This window comes from Evansella sp. AB-rgal1, from assembly GCF_041820985.1.
Taxonomy (GTDB): Bacteria; Bacillota; Bacilli; order Bacillales; family Salisediminibacteriaceae; genus Evansella.
On the sequence record NZ_JBGUAU010000016.1, the window covers coordinates 111,424 to 129,825 of the forward strand.

Annotated in this window: 21 protein-coding genes; 11 read left to right on the forward strand and 10 right to left on the reverse strand. The window is 35.5% G+C overall.

The genetic code is table 11. The features are described 5' to 3' along the window. Positions 1-37: 37 nt before the first annotated feature. Positions 38-1,051 (reverse strand): rod-share determining protein MreBH, encoded by a 1,014-nt coding sequence (gene mreBH, locus ACERII_RS14915; protein ID WP_373643347.1) that lies wholly within the window; start codon positions 1,049-1,051, stop codon positions 38-40. Positions 1,052-1,488: 437 nt separating this feature from the next. Here mreBH and ACERII_RS14920 point away from each other — a divergent pair, with 437 nt between their 5' ends. Then, a complete protein-coding gene (locus ACERII_RS14920) occupies positions 1,489-2,658 on the forward strand; it encodes an acyl-CoA dehydrogenase family protein (protein ID WP_373643349.1) in 1,170 nt (389 codons plus the stop codon). Positions 2,659-2,718: 60 nt separating this feature from the next. Next, on the forward strand, positions 2,719-3,366 hold the full coding sequence (locus ACERII_RS14925) for an MOSC domain-containing protein (RefSeq protein ID WP_373643350.1): 648 nt from the start codon (positions 2,719-2,721) through the stop codon (positions 3,364-3,366). Positions 3,367-3,462: 96 nt separating this feature from the next. Here ACERII_RS14925 and ACERII_RS14930 read toward each other — a convergent pair whose 3' ends face one another. Beyond that, a complete protein-coding gene (locus ACERII_RS14930) occupies positions 3,463-4,440 on the reverse strand; it encodes a sodium-dependent bicarbonate transport family permease (RefSeq protein WP_373643352.1) in 978 nt (325 codons plus the stop codon). Between the two features lie 241 nt (positions 4,441-4,681). Between ACERII_RS14930 and ymzB the strand changes: the two genes are divergently transcribed. The 4 genes from ymzB (at position 4,682) to ACERII_RS14950 (ending at position 7,383) form a co-directional block, all read left to right on the forward strand. Then, the gene (gene ymzB / locus ACERII_RS14935; protein WP_373643354.1) at positions 4,682-5,041 is read left to right on the forward strand and encodes a protein YmzB; all 360 of its coding nucleotides are present in this window, start codon (positions 4,682-4,684) and stop codon (positions 5,039-5,041) included. A gap of 240 nt (positions 5,042-5,281) precedes the next feature. Then, positions 5,282-5,572, forward strand: a complete 291-nt coding sequence (locus ACERII_RS14940; protein ID WP_373643355.1) for a YhdT family protein — start codon at positions 5,282-5,284, stop codon at positions 5,570-5,572. Next, complete coding sequence (gene panF / locus ACERII_RS14945) at positions 5,573-7,024, forward strand: sodium/pantothenate symporter (RefSeq protein WP_373643356.1); 1,452 nt, start codon at positions 5,573-5,575, stop codon at positions 7,022-7,024. 32 nt (positions 7,025-7,056) lie between these two features. Next, entirely contained in the window at positions 7,057-7,383 is a 327-nt protein-coding gene (locus ACERII_RS14950) for a pyrophosphohydrolase domain-containing protein (protein WP_373643357.1), read from the forward strand. Positions 7,384-7,440: 57 nt separating this feature from the next. Here the strand turns inward: ACERII_RS14950 and ACERII_RS14955 are convergent, their stop codons facing one another. From ACERII_RS14955 to ACERII_RS14975, 5 genes are all read right to left on the reverse strand, one after another. Then, positions 7,441-8,301: a DUF421 domain-containing protein gene (locus tag ACERII_RS14955; protein ID WP_373643358.1), complete on the reverse strand. Its 861-nt coding sequence runs from the start codon at positions 8,299-8,301 to the stop codon at positions 7,441-7,443. A 283-nt stretch (positions 8,302-8,584) separates the two neighbouring features. Further along, the gene (locus ACERII_RS14960; protein ID WP_373643359.1) at positions 8,585-8,791 is read right to left on the reverse strand and encodes a DUF1657 domain-containing protein; all 207 of its coding nucleotides are present in this window, start codon (positions 8,789-8,791) and stop codon (positions 8,585-8,587) included. A gap of 23 nt (positions 8,792-8,814) precedes the next feature. Next, positions 8,815-9,822, reverse strand: coding sequence for a stage V sporulation protein AD (gene spoVAD, locus ACERII_RS14965; RefSeq protein WP_373643360.1), 1,008 nt, complete (start codon positions 9,820-9,822; stop codon positions 8,815-8,817). Then, positions 9,823-10,302, reverse strand: coding sequence for a stage V sporulation protein AC (spoVAC, locus tag ACERII_RS14970; RefSeq protein WP_373643362.1), 480 nt, complete (start codon positions 10,300-10,302; stop codon positions 9,823-9,825). Between the two features lie 306 nt (positions 10,303-10,608). Beyond that, complete coding sequence (locus ACERII_RS14975) at positions 10,609-10,812, reverse strand: DUF1657 domain-containing protein (protein ID WP_373643364.1); 204 nt, start codon at positions 10,810-10,812, stop codon at positions 10,609-10,611. Positions 10,813-10,974: 162 nt separating this feature from the next. Here ACERII_RS14975 and ACERII_RS14980 point away from each other — a divergent pair, with 162 nt between their 5' ends. Next, complete coding sequence (locus tag ACERII_RS14980; RefSeq protein WP_373643365.1) at positions 10,975-12,099, forward strand: alanine racemase; 1,125 nt, start codon at positions 10,975-10,977, stop codon at positions 12,097-12,099. Between the two features lie 5 nt (positions 12,100-12,104). On the opposite strand, the gene ACERII_RS14985 is transcribed toward ACERII_RS14980, so the two are convergent. Beyond that, a complete protein-coding gene (locus ACERII_RS14985) occupies positions 12,105-12,575 on the reverse strand; it encodes a small multi-drug export protein (protein ID WP_373643366.1) in 471 nt (156 codons plus the stop codon). Positions 12,576-13,202: 627 nt separating this feature from the next. Between ACERII_RS14985 and ACERII_RS14990 the strand changes: the two genes are divergently transcribed. Further along, positions 13,203-14,579 (forward strand): aldehyde dehydrogenase, encoded by a 1,377-nt coding sequence (locus tag ACERII_RS14990; protein WP_373643368.1) that lies wholly within the window; start codon positions 13,203-13,205, stop codon positions 14,577-14,579. Between the two features lie 123 nt (positions 14,580-14,702). Here ACERII_RS14990 and ACERII_RS14995 read toward each other — a convergent pair whose 3' ends face one another. Continuing rightward, a complete protein-coding gene (locus tag ACERII_RS14995; protein ID WP_373643369.1) occupies positions 14,703-15,899 on the reverse strand; it encodes a GNAT family N-acetyltransferase in 1,197 nt (398 codons plus the stop codon). Between the two features lie 376 nt (positions 15,900-16,275). Here ACERII_RS14995 and ACERII_RS15000 point away from each other — a divergent pair, with 376 nt between their 5' ends. Next, positions 16,276-16,518 carry a hypothetical protein gene (locus ACERII_RS15000; protein WP_373643371.1) on the forward strand — a complete coding sequence of 81 codons (243 nt, stop codon included), beginning with the start codon at positions 16,276-16,278 and terminating at the stop codon, positions 16,516-16,518. A gap of 170 nt (positions 16,519-16,688) precedes the next feature. Next, the gene (locus tag ACERII_RS15005; RefSeq protein ID WP_373643373.1) at positions 16,689-16,982 is read left to right on the forward strand and encodes a hypothetical protein; all 294 of its coding nucleotides are present in this window, start codon (positions 16,689-16,691) and stop codon (positions 16,980-16,982) included. A 252-nt stretch (positions 16,983-17,234) separates the two neighbouring features. Here the strand turns inward: ACERII_RS15005 and ACERII_RS15010 are convergent, their stop codons facing one another. Beyond that, positions 17,235-17,507, reverse strand: a complete 273-nt coding sequence (locus tag ACERII_RS15010; RefSeq protein ID WP_373643374.1) for an acylphosphatase — start codon at positions 17,505-17,507, stop codon at positions 17,235-17,237. Between the two features lie 141 nt (positions 17,508-17,648). Here ACERII_RS15010 and ACERII_RS15015 point away from each other — a divergent pair, with 141 nt between their 5' ends. Continuing rightward, the gene (locus ACERII_RS15015) at positions 17,649-18,383 is read left to right on the forward strand and encodes a lysophospholipid acyltransferase family protein (RefSeq protein ID WP_373643376.1); all 735 of its coding nucleotides are present in this window, start codon (positions 17,649-17,651) and stop codon (positions 18,381-18,383) included. The last annotated feature ends 19 nt before the right edge of the window (positions 18,384-18,402 follow it).

Genomic DNA, 18,402 nt, shown 5'->3' on the forward strand with positions numbered 1-18,402 from the left:
CCTGAACAAAAGTTCAGGGGCCAGACCCGTGACAATATTATGACAGACGTTTGGACTTTTGTAGCTTTTGAATAATCTCTAGTGAACGCCCTGTGCCAATTGCTACTGACTCTAGTGGGTTTGGGGCAATGTGAACTGGAACGAAAATTTCCTCACTTAACCATTCTTGAATTCCGTTCAATAATGCACCACCACCAGTTAAAGTTATCCCTCTGTCAACAATATCTCCACTTAGTTCAGGTGGACAATTCTCTAATGTGTGGCGAATTGCATCAAGTATTGAGAGCATGGAATCCTTTATTGCATCTTGTATTTCATACGAAGATAGAGTTACTGTTTTAGGCAACCCGGTTACTAAGTCACGGCCACGAATGTCCATATTCTGATCTTCATGATCCACTAAGGCATACCCAATCTCCATTTTTATGTTCTCAGCAGTTCTATAACCGATTAAGAAATTGTATTTTTTCCGTACGAAAGCAACGATATCTTCATCTAATTGATCCCCTCCGACACGAATGGACCTCGAAGTAACTACACCACCGAAGGAAATAATAGCTACCTCTGTTGTTCCTCCTCCGATATCTACAACCACATTTGCGGTAGGCTCTGAAACAGGAAGGTCTGCTCCAATTGCAGCAGCAACAGTCTCCTCTATTAAATCAACCTGTTTCGCACCAAAGCTTTTTACAGCATCATGAATGGCTCTACGTTCAACAGAAGTTGCTCCAGATGGGGTGCAAACTACAACGTTTGGCTTTCTTAAAGATATTCCGTTCTTTTTATTAACTTTTTTCATTATATGTTTTAATAAATCAATGGTAACTTGGTAGTCAGCAATAACACCATCCTTTAAAGGGCGTATTGCGACAATGTTTTCAGGAGTTTTCCCTACCATATCTTTCGCTTCATTACCTATAGCAAGAACAGAGTTAGTATGAATATCAATTGCTACAACTGATGGTTCGTTTAAGACAATTCCTTTATTTTTTATATATACAAGAATATTCGCCGTTCCTAAGTCTATTCCAATGTGTGAATTTGAAAACATAGATCATTCCTCCAATTTCTTTTTCCACTTCATAAGTTCTATCACAATTGTCGATTTGTAGGGGTACAAAGTAAGTAAAAGTGTGGGAAAATATGTGTTATTTCATCATTTCCCGGGAAAAGATTTTGTTGTACTATCTCGAATGACGTTATAATCGTCATTACCCTACGTTTTTCTTGATAAAACTTATATGTACATACATCGATATCGACAGATTTACCTTTTAAAATCTATGGAAGGATCGACTTGAAACAATATTTTCTTTCAATCATCAGAGTTACTTAGTTTAAGTTTTTCCATTTGGTTCTATTGTATTAATGTTAAATGAACTTACTATAATATGGTAAGTTATAAAGATAAGATATTTTTATTTCCATTGGAAAAGTAGTTAAATAATATGTAACAGAAATAATAGAGGAATGAAGGAGAGGAAAAAGATGGATGAAAGTACAAATGTATTCTTAAAAACAGAAAGGCACAATCAACTTTACAACAAATCACTTTCTTTGATTAAAAATTTTCAACAAAGAGCAGAAATACATGATAGAGAAGCTACCTTTCCAGTACAAAATTTTGAAGAACTTAAAGCTGATGGAATTACAAAGCTAACAGTTCCAAAAAAATATGGAGGAGAGGAAATTAATTTATATGAATTTTTATTAGTTCAAGAAACAATTGCTCGTGGTGACGGTGCAACTGCATTATCTTTAGGTTGGCACAACGGAACAATAATGCAACTAAGGGACACAAACAAATGGTCGAATGAAGTTTTTGAAGAAGTAGCAAATAGCGTTGTTAAAGAAAAAACAATTATTAATACTGCAGCAACAGAAACAAGTACAGGAAGTCCTGCAAGAGGGGGGCGCCCTGAAACAACAGCCCAATTCAACCAAAAAGGCTGGATTATTAATGGCAAAAAAACATTTACATCATTGGCTCCAATATTAGATTGGATTATCATTACAGCTTCCATTAAAAAAGAAAATGAAGAAGAAAAAATTGGAGAGTTTCTTCTGAAACGAGATTACAAAGGTGTAGAATTTGTAGCAACGTGGGATACATTAGGGATGCGGGCAACCCGAAGCGATGACATGTTACTCCGAGATGTTCAAGTAAACCATGAAGCACTAGTAGCAACGAAAGATCCAGGGCATGGAAAAGCTCCCCAAGGATGGTTATTACATATTCCAGCGTGTTATATAGGGATAGCACTTGCTGCGCGGGATACAGCCATTGAATTTGCAAAATCATATCAACCAAACAGTTTACCGCATCCTATTGCAGAGATTCCTGAAGTGCAAAGGAAAGTAGCAGAAATGGATTTACTTTTGTTAAAAGCGAGACATTTTATGTATCATGTGGCTAGTATTTGGGATGATGAGCTTGATAAAAGAGAACAGCTAGGTGCGGAATTGGCAGCTGTTAAAACAGTTTGTACAAATGCAGCCATTGATGTGGTGGATTTAGCTATGAGAATTGTAGGGGGCCAAAGCTTGCTTAAGACAAACCAGCTTGAACGATATTATCGAGATGTGAGAGCAGGATTACATAACCCACCATCTGATGATCTAACAACAATGGCTTTATCTCGAAGAGCTTTATCTTAAGTTCTTGGAATATGAGGATATAAGTTCAAATGGAAGTTACAAAGAAGGGGGCAATGTTAAATGAAAAGCTTAATTTCTTTAAATGTTGGAAAACCACAACCACTCAGTGGACTAGGTGAAACTGTCACATCAGCAATGAACAAGAAATCAGTTTCAACAGATGTATATCTTTATAAGGATTGTTTAGTAGGGGATGACCAGGCAGATAAGAAAAATCATGGTGGTCCTGAAAAAGCAGTGTGTGTATACTCTTATGATCATTACCCATTTTGGGAAGAGGAATTAGAAATTGCGCTTCCATTAGGGGCGTTTGGTGAAAATATAACAATACATGGTTTAAAAGAAACAGATGTAAATATCGGGGATACGTTTCAATGGGGGAATGCAATTGTCCAAGTGAGCCAACCAAGGATTCCGTGTCATAAACTAGCAAAAAGATATGAAGAGCCTAAACTTCCGAAGCGAGTTATAGAGACAGGATACACTGGTTTTTATTTACGTGTACTTAAAGAAGGATCAGTTTCTGTTGAGGCACCATTACAATTAATGGAGCGTAAAACACATTTTTCTATCAAATATGTGAATGATATTTTTCATCACGACAAAAAGAATCTAGACGCTATAAAGGAATTACTAAAAATAGAAGAGTTAGCTAATAATTGGAAAAAAATGTTGGAACCACGTTTAAATAAAGGTGTAACCGAATAAAGAAAAACCACTTGGGGTCTTTACAGGAACAGAGAAGAAAAAGTAAACTTTCTCTTTTTCAATGTCAAAAGACAATCCAAGTGGTTTCTTTTTTACTTATCCTAATACAGTCGCTAACCAATAATACAGTGGTATTCCAATAATTAAATTGAATGGCAAGGTAAGTCCTAATGCTGACCCTAGGTAAATTCCTGAGTTTGCTTTTGGCATTGCTTGGGCGATAGCAGCAGGTGCAGCAATGTAGGATGCACTTCCAGTCAATACCCCTAAAATCATGGAGCCACCAACAGATAGACCAATAATATTACCGGTAAATACCCCAAGCGTACCTCCGATGATAGGTAAGATAAAAGCAAATAAAAATGAAAGGATGTTGATATTTTTAATTTTAATTAAGCTTTGCGTTGCAATCATACCCATATGCAATAAGAAAATACATAATATTCCATAAAACAAATCGCCGAACAGGGGTTGAATAAGTAGCAATCCATTTGTATCTGCAACCATTCCAATGAAAATACCGCCGAGTAAAAGGAAAATGCTCTTTCCAAAAAAAGCTTCTTTTACAACATGCTTTAGATTTGTCTGTTCCGTTTTTTCTTCCCCTTGTTTTTGTATGTACATTTTATAAAGAATGATCGCAAGAATAATTGCAGGACCTTCCATTATGACTAGTACTGCAGACATATATGATTCATATGGTATTCCTGTTTTATCTAAGAAAGCTTGTCCAGCAATAAAGGTAACGGCACTAACGGATCCATAGTGTGCGGCAATTGCTAGTGAATCCACAATGGGGTATTTAAAGATCCTATGTAACATGAAGTGAGCGATAAAAAGCATAACAATACTTAGTAACACGGCTGCGATGATCGTAGGGAGCATATCCATTAAAGATACACTACGTAGTTCTGTACCACCTTTAATACCAATGGTAAAAAGGATGATCATTGTATAGCCTGAGTAAAAAGCAGAAGGTACTTTTAAATCGGAGTTAACTAAAACTGCAATAATTCCAAGAAGAAAAAATAAGATCATTGGAGAAAGTAAATTTGATATGGCAATTTCTATCATTCAATTCATCCTTTCTTTCTAAAATATTTACGTTTTCTCATGTGAAGTAAACATCTCATTGTAAATAAACACTATTAGTTAATACTTTACTATACATGAGTTAGTGAATGAAATACTTTTGCATCAAATCTTTATTCTAAAGATAATAATTTTGGCCCTATTTGTGATCGCTATGTACCGTTGTATGAATTCACTTTTTTTGGAGATAGTACGAATAGGAAAGCATGAGGAGGTATTCATAATGATCCATCCGATATTTGAACTCACAGAATGGTTAGAGCGACAAAAAGAACATACATTATTAATTAGTAAACAAGAGTTTGTTACTGGCAAAAACGAAATAATGGATCATGACCAAGTACGGTTACAATTAAAGGACGTATCGGTTCGCTCCATTGAGCATCATGATGAAGATGATTATCTAGCTGATCAAGAAATAATTCTTCATGGACAGGGGATGGTACGTACAGACATTGGAGAAAGTGAGCTACCACAAGGAGTATATGAAATTCCATTGTTTGGAGAAGTAAAAACGATTAATGAAGCCGAAGCAATGAAAGTAGAAACGGAAAAAGCTATTTATACGATTCAAGTTCATTAATGTAAGTAAATCACAAGATCGACACAGAGGACTACCACAAATGTGTATGAAAAACATTTGTGGTAGTTCTCTCTTTTCATTATAAGAATCAAGCCCCGGAGCCTTTTAGTATTTGAAATTATCTCGAAACATATTTTCATAACAAAACTGCAAACATTTAAAGGATTTTCTCATCTTGTCATGAATTTAATTAATAACAATTATTTTGTATTGGAATGATAGCCTTAAGGGGGGATCAAATTGTTTAATAAATATGATATTGACTGGAACGACCCTAGGTTTAAGGTAGCGAATAGAGAAGCGAGAATTGGTGTTATTCTCGTACTGTTTAACTTTATTTGGTGGTATGGGTTTGCCTATGGACTTGGATCGAAGCCAGTTGAAGAATATAGCTATATTTTTGGACTTCCAGCTTGGTTTTTTTATAGCTGTGTTCTAGGATTTGTTGTTATGGTTATTTTGGTAAGTATTGTAGTTACCTTTTTATTAAAAGAAGTTCCTTTCGAGGACGAGGAAAGGAGCGATAAGTAAGTGAATAATCCCGTCATCATTTCCTTAAGTATTTTTATCGCAGTTATTTTTATTATAGGTTTTTGGTCTGCCAAGCATGTTAATAGAAAGAATAGTTCATTTCTAGAAGAATATTTTTTAGGAAGTCGTGAACTTGGTGGATTTATTTTAGCTATGACAATGGTAGCGACATATGGAAGTGCAAGTAGTTTTATTGGTGGTCCTGGTGCAGCCTATACACAAGGTTTAGGGTGGGTTTTGCTCGCCATGACACAGGTTGCAACGGGTTACTTTGTACTACTGATATTGGGGAAAAAGTTTGCGATCATGGCACGAAAATATAATGCTATTACTTTAATTGATTTTTTTAAGGCTCGTTATGATAGTAAACCAGTTGTTCTCTTATCAGCTGTAAGTATTATTATCTTTTTGTTCTCAGCGATGGCAGCACAATGGGTAGGTGGTGCGTATCTCATTGAATCTATTACAGGGTTATCTTATACAGCAGCACTATTTATTTTTGCTGTAGCTGTATTACTTTATGTTATTATAGGTGGATTTCGGGCAGTTGTTTTCACAGATACGATTCAAGGTGTAGTGATGTTTTTTGGAACACTAATTATTCTAATAGGTACAATCATCGCTGGTGGTGGGATATCCAATATAATGAGTGATCTCATTGCTGAGAATCCGAACTTAGTTACTCCTTACGGGCACGATGGTGGGTTAACTCCTTTATATGTATCATCCTTTTGGATTTTGGTAGGGGTAGGGGTCATAGCTTTGCCTCAAGTAGCTGTTCGTGCCATGTCATATCGTGATTCACGAGGGATGCACCGCGCATTGATTGTTGGAACTATTGTTGTTGGCTTTATTATGTTAGGGATGCATTTAATAGGTGTTTTTGCTCGACCTATTCTTCCAGGAATTGAGGTAGCGGACCATGTAATGCCTCTCATTACGTTACAGGTACTACCACCATGGTTAGCGGGTATTGTTCTTGCGGCACCTTTGGCAGCTATCATGAGTACAGTGGATTCGTTATTATTACTAGTTAGTTCCGCTGTAGTAAAGGATGTATATTTAAATTATGTAAAGCCAGACGCAACACAGAAGAGGATTAAACAAGTTAGCTTTGGTGTAACAACGGTTCTAGGTATATTAGTGTTTGCTTTTGCTCTCAGTCCACCAGAATTACTGATAACGTTAAATTTATTTGCTTTCGGTGGTCTTGAAGCGGCTTTTATATGGCCGTTGATATTCGGTTTATACTGGAAAAAAGGGAATAAACATGGTGCCTTAGCATCTATGATTGTAGGCGTATCTTCTTATGTTGTAATCCATCACTTTTGGACTCATATTTATGGAATGCATTCTGTTGTTTTGCCAGTTGTCTTTTCGTTTATTGCTTATATTGTGTTTACCTTACTTACAGATCATTATACTGTAGATGAATCTAATCTTTCGGGTTAAAAAGAAGGCCATCGATAAGGGGGAGAACGATAGTGCCTGTATATAACAAGCTTGTAAGAGATCGCATCCCAGAGATTATTCGCAAAAATGGAACCTATTGTAGCGTTAGGCGTCTTGATGGCTTAGAGTTCGAACGAGAAGCACAGAAAAAATTAAAAGAAGAAATTAGTGAGTATTTAGATGCCGATAATGCGGAACAGGCTGTAGAAGAATTAGCGGATTTATTAGAGTTAATTTATTGTTTAAGTGAGCATCATGGGTATTCCAAAGAAGAGTTAGAAGCTATTAGAGAGGATAAAGCGGACCGTCGTGGTTCCTTTCACGAGCGGTGGTTTTTAGAGCAAGTAGACGATGATTAGTTTAAAAAAGGAGGGTGATGGAATGGCGAAATGTATCCATTTTATTCACCCTCCTATTTATTGTTTGAGATAGGGTTCTACTTTTTCTAAAACAACCATCATCTCATCTGCATTTTTTTCATACATTGCTTTTGCAGTTGGATTATTTGTCTGTAAAGCAAATGCTTCTAAGTCAGCTTGGCACTTTTTAATGTTTGCCAATAAAAGTGGTAATTGTTGAGGGGATGGAACCTTTAATTTATCATCAAATAAATCCACTGTTAGTTGCCCGTATGAATCCACTTGACCGAGATAGACGTTTTCAATAGCAACACCTATTTTTTCAAGTTCCATTTCAAGCCACTGTCTATTTTTACCTATTGTCGCTAATGGTTCATCTAGAATCTTCCCATCCATAATGACTGTTTCTGGTTCTTTAATAGGAGCAACTTTTATGCCCATATCTTTTGGTGTAACTGGTTGATAATCTTTTTTTAGTAGGACACTAATATCACCACTTGTTTCTAAAACAGCAAATTCCACATCAGCTACTTGAAAAACATTTTTACTTCGTAATTGTTTAAGTAATTCATCAGAGGAGTATCTTTGTTGCTTCATGTTATCTTCTAATACTTTTCCATCTTTAATGATGGGTATGCCGCGCCCATAAGCAAGGTTTCTAAATGTCTCACTCTTTATGGACAACCAACCCATAAAATAAGGTATGAAGCCCCAAATAAGTAACCCCATTATAGGATAAGCGATAGGGATTTGAAGATTAATGGAACCGAGAGCTAAAATAGCACCAATCACAATTCCGCATACAAATTCAAAATAAGTTACTTGAGTAAAAGACTTCCTAATAAATATTTTTGATACGGTAAATAAAATAACAAGGGAAACGAAGGAGCGAATTACAACTTCAAGCCATCCTGGCAAAAAAATCACCTCCTAAAAATAGAGTAGACAATGAGTGTAAGTAATTGAACTATGTTAGGTGAAAATACATTATTAGATGTCTTAGTAACATCAACTCTAAATGGAATGGGCGAATGCCCACGGAACTCCAGTGGGAAGCGGAGTAGAGACGAGACACCGCAGAGCGCTTGCCAAGCTCCCCACAGGAAAGGGAGTGGGCAGTAGCGAATGGAATACAACCAACAAGTTAGTATCACTAGATAATCTGATACGCGTATTTTCAGGGTATGCACATGTAAGTGAATTAAAACCCTTTATATTGTGGCTCCTCTAATTCAATTTGACCAACACGTTTCTCCATATCAGTAATCACTTTTCTTGTTCTATTGGCAGTTTCTTGGAACGTTTCTGAAGCCTCTTTATTTTGTGATTGTATTGCGAAGCTATTTAAAGAAGCTTCTATATTTTTCAAGCTAGCTACGCATTGTTTCACTTGAGATGCAACTGTCACAGAATCAACTCCTTTCGAATTTACTATTCGGGTGCTTCGATAGATACAGCATGCGCTATACATGGAATACTTTCCTTTTGCTGAAAGGAAAGAGGAGATAAAAGTGCACCAGTTGCTACCACAAGCAATCTTTTAATTTGTCCACTTTTCATACGATTTAGTAAATGACCGTAAGTTACAGCAGCGGAACATCCGGATCCACTTGCACCTGCCATGACAGGTTGATCTTCTTTATAAATCATCATTCCACAATCTCTAAATTGTGTATTGGAAAAACTTAATCCATGTTTCTCGAGTAAGTCGAAAGCAATGTTATGACCTATTTTTCCTAAATCACCAGTGACAATTAAGTCATAGTAGGATGGATCAATATTTTTATCTCTAAAATGAGCTTCTATTGTATCCACGGCAGCTGGAGCCATTGCAGCTCCCATGTTGTATGGATCACTCAGACCCATATCAACGACACGACCGATAGTTGAGGATGTTACAAGAGGTCCTTCTCCTTTATCTGAGACAATTGCCGTACCTGCGGCAGTCACCGTCCACTGGGAAGTTGGAGGTTTCTGGCCTCCGTATTCCGTTGGATAGCGGAATTGTTTTTCAATTGCTGAGTTATGGCTTGCAGTTCCTGTTAAAATACAGTTAGCTCCACCCGAATTAACAATATAGGAGGAAAGAGCTAATCCTTCCATGGAAGTGGAACAAGCTCCAAATAAACCAAAATAAGGAACTGCTAATGTTCTTGCAGCGAAACTTGTTGGTGTAATTTGGTTTACTAGGTCTCCAGCAAAAATAAATTGTATATTTTCTTTGGTTAAATTCGCTTTCTCTATTGCTTTTGTACATGCTTCTTCAAACATTATTTTTTCGGCTTTCTCATATGAATCTTGTCCTAACCATAAGTCTTCATGAAGTGTGTCAAAATCATTTGGTAAATTTCCTTTTGCCTCAAAGGGTCCACCGATTGTAGCGGTAGATATGATGACAGGTTTATTTTCGAATTCCCATGTTCGACTACCTACTAACATTTATAAACCTCCTAACTGTGTAAGCAAGGTACGAATAAGGGCGATAACAAATGCAGCTACTGTACCGAAGACAATAACAGACCCAGCTAATTTAAACATATTTCCCCCAACACCTAAAACATACCCTTCTGATCGATGCTCAATGGCAGCAGAAGCGACTGAGTTTGCAAAGCCAGTTACAGGTACTGCAGAACCCGCTCCTGCAAATTGTCCAAAGGTATCATAGACTCCGAATCCTGTTAATAAAACAGAAATGAAAATAAGTGTCGCAACGGTTGGATCCCCAGCAGTTTTCTCCGTAAAATCGAAGAATGTATAATAGAATGTTTGGATTAATTGCCCGAACATACAGATGGAACCACCCACTAAAAATGCTTTTATGCAGTTTTTTAAGACAGGACGTTTTATTTCTCTAGCACTTGCGAACTTTTGGTATTCTTGTTGTGTTGGAGTTAAATTTTTTTTCTTTTTATCCGACATGTCACTAACCCCTTTTCTATCTGTAAATAAAAACCTTTAGATATGTATTTTATAAAATAAGTACTATTTTATACTTAGAAACAAAAAGTTTACTAAGTTGAAGGAAGACCAGCATCAGAAACATATTGATGATGGTCTTTTCTTAAAAGATAAGAAAGTATAACATTTTTGGACTTAGAAAGTTGTCTAGATCCAGGCGCCATGAACTCGTGTCAAATAACCTGGACGATTAAAAGTAAAAAGCACTTCTTATCATCCCGAACATATGCATTTCGGTCATGAAAGGGCGCATTGCGCTTTTCTAATCTATTGTTTGTATTGTGGTTCTTCTTGTTCAATCTGTTGCATTCTCGGCTCTAAAGAATCAACAATGGATTGTGTTTGTTGAGCAAGGTTTTGATACATTTGTTTCGCTTGCTGATTTTCGGTTTGTAGAGCAAATGTTTCAAGACTTGCTTGAGCACTTTTTAATCCTGCTAATGTTTGTTTAACTTGTGTTGCAACTGTCATCTAATTACCTCCAGTTGTTATGAAAACTTTGCATCTTTATTTTTCACAAAAACCATAGCGTAGTATTCTGGAAATAGTTAGTGGAATTTCATCAAGGAAGTCATAACCAATCAAACAATACATTATATCCATATAGAAACCTTGTTATAATGGAGGAAAGGAGTGAGTGATTTGAAATATAATTTGGCCGATATTGAAACACCAGCACTAATTCTAGATGAACAAAAAATGATAAAAAATATACATAGGATAATGAAAGTAAAAGATAATAACGTCCAAGTTCGACCTCACTTTAAAACACACAAGTCTATTGAAATTGCAAAAAAACAGTTAGAGCTGGGAGCATGTGGAATTACGGTAGCAACTGTTTCAGAAGCAGAGGTGTTATTACATGGCGGTGTAAGAGATATTTTAATCGCTTTCCCACTTGTAGATAAGCGAAAAATAGAAAGACTTCTACAATGGTCTAATGCGAGAATTATCTTTACAGTTGATAGTAAAGAGCAATCACAGATTATCGAAGGAATAGCTATACAATTAGGAGTTACACCAGAGGTTTGGATAAAAGTAAACTCTGGATTAAACCGTTGTGGCGTGGAGCCAGGTTTGGAGGCTGTAGAGTTAATCAAGGAGATATCGACAAGAAACATAGTAAATGCGACTGGTATCTATACTCATGCAGGTCATTCTTATGCTGCAACTTCTCAAGAAATGATTAATAAAATTGCGAAAGAAGAGGCAGAAAGTGTTTTACAAAGTGCTCAACTTTGTGAGGAAGCTGGCTTTGCCATACTTCATAAAAGTGTGGGCTCCACTCCAACTTTTGAACTAGCTTCAAAGTATGATGGAATTACGGAGGTTCGACCAGGTAATGCTGTGTTTTTTGATGGAATTCAAGTTAGTTTAGGAGTAGCAAATTTAGAGGAAGTTGCCTTAACGGTCCTAACTTCAGTCTCTTCTATAAAATCTAATCGTTTTATTATAGACGGAGGTAGCAAGGCGTTAACGACAGAAAGGGGAGCTCATGGGAACGAGAATATAAAAGGATATGGCCGACTTCTTTTAGACCCTCCATTATTTGTTACAAGAGTGTCAGAAGAACATGGGATTATTGCCATGGAGGTTGAGCATGAAGAAATAGTAAAGAACATAAGCCTCAATAAAAAGCTACATGTTGTACCTAATCATGCATGTCCAGTTGTAAATTTATATGATTACTATTATGTAAAAAAAGAAGAAGGAATTTATGAAAAGGTCTGCATCGATGGTCGGGGGAAATCTCAATGATTTCCCTAAAACCATCTTGTAAGCCAATCTATACTATAGAAAGCACTTATTGTTATCATAACTGACCAGATGATAAGGCTTATTCCCATCCAAATTGTTGTTTTAGTCTTATCAGCATGTAAAGAAAGAGCAATAATCGCGGCAAGGTGTATACCGGTTAAAAGAGGCCCTAAAAAAGCTAACCCTGGAAGACCATATTTATGAAATATCCTTAATGCTTTTTCATTTCTCCCTTTCTTTTTACTTGAACTTCTTTCTTTTCTTTTTATATACCAATTAGTTTTAGAAAAACAATTCATCAAATAAATAATAAGTAGAATAGGTATGAAGTTACCTATAAAAGAAACGATACCGACATAGACAGGATGCAATCCAATAGCTATGCCTAAAGGAATGACAACTAATATTTCAAGCCACGGAGTAGCTGCCATTATAAAAATGAGTAAATATTGCAATATCAAATCCAAATTTATCACCTGTCCTTCCCCACGAAACTAATAAAAAGTAGTCACTTCCTATTTGCTTTTTATCCTTAACTCCATATAAGCTTATAATAGGAAAAAATAAAATAGAACTATTGTAAAGACTAAAGACATCCATACGAAATAGCAAGTGATCCACACTATAAACGATGCGACCGTTATTACTTACAATTATTAGTTGAAAAATAATAATTTGTATATGCTAATTATCAGGGCAGACACCCATGCAAGTGGAAATTTTGCACCATGGCGGATGAAAATACTTTGTGAGATGGGATTAGAACAATGCACTTCCTATGGAATAAGTGGAAGCACATGAGACTCCTAAGGGATGCAGAGCAGGGGCGAGACTTAGGCACGATGTAGGAGTGCAGAAGGCTCGGGAGCTCCCCAAGGAACGCGAATGGGCTGAAACGAATGGAATACAAACCAACAAAGTTAGTAATACTAGATAAGTTATCCACTTATAAGAGTACTTATTTTCAGGGTAGACAAATGAAAATGAAAATACTTTAACAGAAGCTTATTAATATAACTTTTCATTCTAAAATCTAAATATAATTCTTTTTATTAACATATAAGTTAAAAGGGTCAATCTTCTAGGGGAGAGTTGAGTATATTATGAAAGAAGCAATTCATGACTTAGTTGAAAAACAAAGAACTTTTTTTTATAAAGGGGATACAAGGGATATCACATATAGACAAAAGCAACTTGTTCGTTTGCGCGAGGCAATTAAAAGCAGGGAAGAAGTAATTTTGTCTGCATTAAAGAAGGATTTGAATAAATCTGAACAAGAAGCATTTATTACAGAAATTGGATTTATTTATAACGAGATTAAAGATGTGTTAAAAAATGTGGATTATTGGGCAGCACCCAGAAGACAGAAAACGCCAATAACACATCTAGGCTCCAAAAGTTATATATATCAAGAACCGTATGGAGTAGCATTGATTATCGCTCCGTGGAATTACCCATTTCATTTAGCGATTGCTCCGGCAATTGGTGCGATTGCTGCAGGTAATACAGTGATTATCAAACCATCAGAACTAACACCACATACTAGCACTGTTATTCGTGAACTTATCACTGATACTTTTCAGGAAGAGTATGTAGCCGTCGTAGAGGGAGATGCAGAGGTAGCTAAGGAACTTATTTCTGACAAAGTAAACTATATATTTTTCACCGGAAGTGTACAAGTTGGGAAAAAAGTGATGGAAGCAGCAGCAAAAAATTTAACACCAGTAACTTTGGAGCTTGGGGGGAAAAGTCCTGCCATAGTTATGAGTGATGCAAATTTGAAGTTAGCAGCAAAACGAATTGTTTGGGGGAAGTTTACGAATGCTGGACAAACTTGTATAGCTCCAGACTATATTTTAGTTCAAGAAAAAGTTCGACGTAAATTACTAAAGTTACTCGTTCATTACATTAAAAAGTTACATGGAGAAGATGTACGCTTTAACCGTGATTACCCAAAGATTGTTACAGAAAAGCACGTAGATCGTCTTGCAGCATTAATAGATGATGAAACAAAAGTCTATCATGGAGGAGAATATGATCGAGTAGACCGTTATTTCGAGCCAACTATCCTAGCTAATGTGACAGAGGATGATCCTATAATGGGAGAAGAGATCTTTGGTCCTATATTACCAGTTCTATCGTTTACCAACGACTATGAAGCAATTGAATTCGTAAGACGGAGACCAAGTCCTTTAGCACTTTATCTTTTTACAGAAGATAAGGGTAACGAAAAGTACTTCTTTGAAAGTCTTCAATTTGGTGGCGGATGCTTAAATGATACGATCATGCATATTGGTACGCCGTACTTACCATTTGGAGGAATTGGTGAGAGTGGGATGGGAGCATATCATGGGAAATATAGTTTTGATACGTTTTCCCATGAGAAAAGTATTGTGAGACAAACTACTAAATTTGATATACCGTTAAGATACAGTAAATCAAAAAGAACACTAAAGACAATAAGAAAAATATGGGAATAAGATGTAAGTTGACCACCCTAAAGAGGAGATAAGGAACTCGTTAGGGTGGTTATTTAGTTGGGGAAATTTTCCTTGTAATACTAATGTAAATTGGTTTGTATTTGAGAAACTTAATGTATTTTTTTAAAAGAAATCATAAATAAAAGGTTTATTTTTTGGAATTAGGTCAGCTAATGCATCAGCTGTTTCTTTATCGCCAAGAATGAACCCTTCTGAATATAATGTGTCCATTGATTGAGCATGAAGAAGTAATGCGGCTAAAGTTTGAACCGAAAGCCGAATCCCCTTTTTGGGAGGATGCTTACAAGAAGCGCCTTGATTCACTTTCGTCGGATAAAATTCTATTCGCATATCAGGAGAGTGTCTAATAAAATACACTCCATCATTCCAAGAACAGAATTCATCTGTAATATGAAGAATGATAGGCTCTACACTTTCCAAACCATTCCTATGTGGTAGAAGATCTAATAGTTTTTTTACATCCACAATCCGTGCCATAAAATAGGATTGGATTTCTCGTTCCACTTTAGGATCAGGAAGAATGTGGGGCATCCCATCATTAGGTGTTATGGTAATGATCGCTTTTTTTATCATAGAGTCATGGTTACCGATAAAGGAAAATAGACCGTTTCTACTATCAGGGTCTAACCATATTATTTCATCAATTGTCAGACACTCTGATTCAACATAATAGATCATATAACCCCGAGGTTCATCTGAACTATTATAGTATACTGCAATGGAATGTTTCTTGGATCGAAAAATAGACTTTTTCCACCAATCTGTTTCTCTTATTAAACATCCGTTGTAATGGGTTGCCCATTCGTCATAAACGTTATTAATTAATTTCTCGTCTTTCTGTACTCTTCTTACATATCCTTCTGTAGGGGTTCTTTTAGGAAGCTGTTCTCTGGTTAATGTGAGTTTTTGTTTTTCTGCGAACAATTCCCACCCGTATTTTCGGTAAAAAGGGATAGAAAATGGGTACAGAAAGGAGAGTACCTGTCCTGACTGTTTCATTTCTTTTAGACTATGGAAGAGTAACTCTTTTACAAGACCGCTTCTCCTATGTTCTGGCCATGTGGCAACACCAGATACTCCCCCCATCGGAACTTTTTTTCCGTAAATATATGTCTGGAAAGGAATTATAGATGCTTTTGATAGGATTGAATCATTCTCTACAGCAACCCACGTATGTTCTGGTTTTATGTATTCTCTTCGTTCCACTCGCTCTTCGTCTGACAAAGTATATTGAAATGCGTATTCAGACATTTTGATACTAAGATCAATCTCAGTAGTTTTCAATTTTCGAATCTCCATAAAATACACGCTCCCTTTTAATCTTTTTTAATAACTTAATATCAGAGACTGATAATTATTTCTGTATAAAAACCATTTATACCTGCATTATAATAGGAAGGAGGGATAACATTTATCATACTCTCATTTCATTTACACATATAGTCCTATTATTATGTAACAGATGTGTTTCTAAGGATCTTCTCATAAAAAAACTATAGAAATTAGTAAAAAAGACTGTTTTAATAGGTTTTTAGTGATAACACAGTTTAAATTATTGTAATAGTAGATATGTATTGAAAGCGATTTAAAAAGCGACACAATTCGTTCAACGGTTCTTATGTTGTAGTACAATTTTTATGATAAAATTAATTTATCGAAAGGAGATGTGATACAGATGAAGACATCAACTAGAAAACTTATTTGTGAATGGGTTGATTTTACAACTGATACAGAAACTTACACACAGGAAATCTTTGAGGACCTCGTGGGTGACGAGTTTGAAGCTATGATGTTCGAGGATCAAGATATCCCATCCTATATATGGACAACAAATTTCGTATGTATTATTAAAAGAAGTACTCGTATGATAAATGATATTTCAATTAATAAAATTCCAAGAAATCCTGCTTGTGAATAAACAGAATTAATGTTTAAATGAGAAATTAATTAGAAAATAATAATTCAAACATTGAGAAAAGGCGTAGCCCTTTTCTTTTTATATTTTTGAAACCGTTCTTGAGGGGAAATATAATTTTAGTGTATAGTTATGGTATCAACTATACTGGTTAAATATAAAGGAGATTAATAATGTTAGAAAATCAAGTATTACTTACTATACCGATCATTCTTTCCGTTGGTTTAATCTGGGTATATAAGCAGGTGGATCATCCGAAAGAATCTAATCTACCTTTAAAATTAGTAGGGTTATATATTTTAGGGATGATATCATACAGCTATGAATACTTTGCATTGCCAATTGGGTTTATCATTTACCTGTTTATGGCTAAGCCGAAAATAAATAAAAAAGCAAAAAAATCAGCTGTTTTATTAGGAGTAGTGGTTTTTGTCATAAATTTAATAGTATCTCCTTTTGTATTGTAATAACATAAAGACCCAAACAATTAATTGTGTTTGGGTCTTTATGTGGATAAAAGTGTTCCTCCAAACAAAACATATACAAGTACAAAGAATGATGCTGTGGTATCGGCGGTTCCGGAGATAAAATCTGCAGTAGAAAATTACCAAGCCTAAAATATCATGTTGAGTGTTCTATGCCGTTCCTAGTAATAATTACTATCTAATTTTTCTTTTATCGATAATATATAAGGTTGCAGGAACCATCTAAGTCGAAACTTAGTTTAAAATTTTGAATTTCCCTTCTCTTAAATCAACTTCTATAGAGTCAGTCTTTAAATTCGTTACTTTTGCAGGAAATTGACCTTTTTCTATAAGTGTTAGAAAATGATTTAAATCACTTTCTTGACCCTGCGCTTCAAATTCAACAGTTCCATCACTACAATTGCGAACCCATCCAGTAATATGATTACTGATAGCAGTTGTAAATGTAAAATAACGGAATCCGACACCTTGGACCCTTCCTGAAACAACTCCATGAACTCTGTTCATATGAACCCCCTACTTATATAAATAGTACCACGATAATATATTCACGATACAATCCCTTTTTAAACTACCAATTATATTATTTATTTAGTTTGATCTGGTATAATATTGAAAGATAACAATGAGAATGGGATGATAATAGAGATGCTTAGGACAATATTTTGGTTTATATATTTTGGAGCTTATTTACTTTACTCTATTCCAAGTTTATGGAAGGCTAATAAGCTGTTTAAAAATGGTGAATTAGAAACTCATAAAAAACATGTGAAGATAATCACAAGAAACTGGGCTCGATCTCTATTGAAGGTCGCTGGAATAAAGGTACATATTCATGGTAAGGAGAATATTCCAAAAATGGAGTCATGTTTAATTGTTAGTAATCATCAAGGAAACTTTGATATTCCTATACTGCTTGCTTTCTTAGATGTTAATATTAGCTTTATATCAAAAATTGAGGTGAAAAAACTTCCGATTATACGTACATGGATGGAGCACATGGAGTGTGTTTTTATGGATCGCAAAGATCGACGTCAATCTATTCAAGCAATTCGTGATGGAGTTCGTAAACTAGAAAAAGGGAACAATATAGTGATATTTCCGGAAGGAACGAGAAGCAAAGGTGGACCGGTAGCCAATTTTAAAACTGGAAGCATAAAACTAGCGACACTTTCCAATTCTCCTATTCTTCCTATCACAATTGATGGTTCTTATTTAGCTATGGAAGCCAATAACAATTTTATTCAACCAGCAGAAGTCCATATTACAATATCAACACCAATTCGTATTCATCTAGAGGATGAAAAAATAGATGGAAAGGTACTTACTGAAATGGTTCAAAAGCAAATAGAGAGTAATTTAAATTTAGGAAAAAATGTATAACTAGGATGTAAAAAATGAA

Bases quoted from the DNA above. Each gene is read 5' to 3' on its own strand.
- ACERII_RS14995 (WP_373643369.1), bottom strand. From the start codon at position 15,899: ATGGAGATTCGAAAATTGAAAACTACTGAGATTGATCTTAGTATCAAA.
- ACERII_RS14925 (WP_373643350.1), top strand. From the start codon at position 2,719: ATGAAAAGCTTAATTTCTTTAAATGTTGGAAAACCACAACCACTCAGT.
- mreBH (WP_373643347.1), bottom strand. From the start codon at position 1,051: ATGTTTTCAAATTCACACATTGGAATAGACTTAGGAACGGCGAATATT.
- ACERII_RS15000 (WP_373643371.1), top strand. From the start codon at position 16,276: ATGAAGACATCAACTAGAAAACTTATTTGTGAATGGGTTGATTTTACA.
- ymzB (WP_373643354.1), top strand. From the start codon at position 4,682: ATGATCCATCCGATATTTGAACTCACAGAATGGTTAGAGCGACAAAAA.
- ACERII_RS15005 (WP_373643373.1), top strand. From the start codon at position 16,689: ATGTTAGAAAATCAAGTATTACTTACTATACCGATCATTCTTTCCGTT.
- spoVAC (WP_373643362.1), bottom strand. From the start codon at position 10,302: ATGTCGGATAAAAAGAAAAAAAATTTAACTCCAACACAACAAGAATAC.
- ACERII_RS14920 (WP_373643349.1), top strand. From the start codon at position 1,489: ATGGATGAAAGTACAAATGTATTCTTAAAAACAGAAAGGCACAATCAA.
- ACERII_RS14930 (WP_373643352.1), bottom strand. From the start codon at position 4,440: ATGATAGAAATTGCCATATCAAATTTACTTTCTCCAATGATCTTATTT.
- ACERII_RS15010 (WP_373643374.1), bottom strand. From the start codon at position 17,507: ATGAACAGAGTTCATGGAGTTGTTTCAGGAAGGGTCCAAGGTGTCGGA.
- ACERII_RS15015 (WP_373643376.1), top strand. From the start codon at position 17,649: ATGCTTAGGACAATATTTTGGTTTATATATTTTGGAGCTTATTTACTT.
- ACERII_RS14990 (WP_373643368.1), top strand. From the start codon at position 13,203: ATGAAAGAAGCAATTCATGACTTAGTTGAAAAACAAAGAACTTTTTTT.
- spoVAD (WP_373643360.1), bottom strand. From the start codon at position 9,822: ATGTTAGTAGGTAGTCGAACATGGGAATTCGAAAATAAACCTGTCATC.
- ACERII_RS14975 (WP_373643364.1), bottom strand. From the start codon at position 10,812: ATGACAGTTGCAACACAAGTTAAACAAACATTAGCAGGATTAAAAAGT.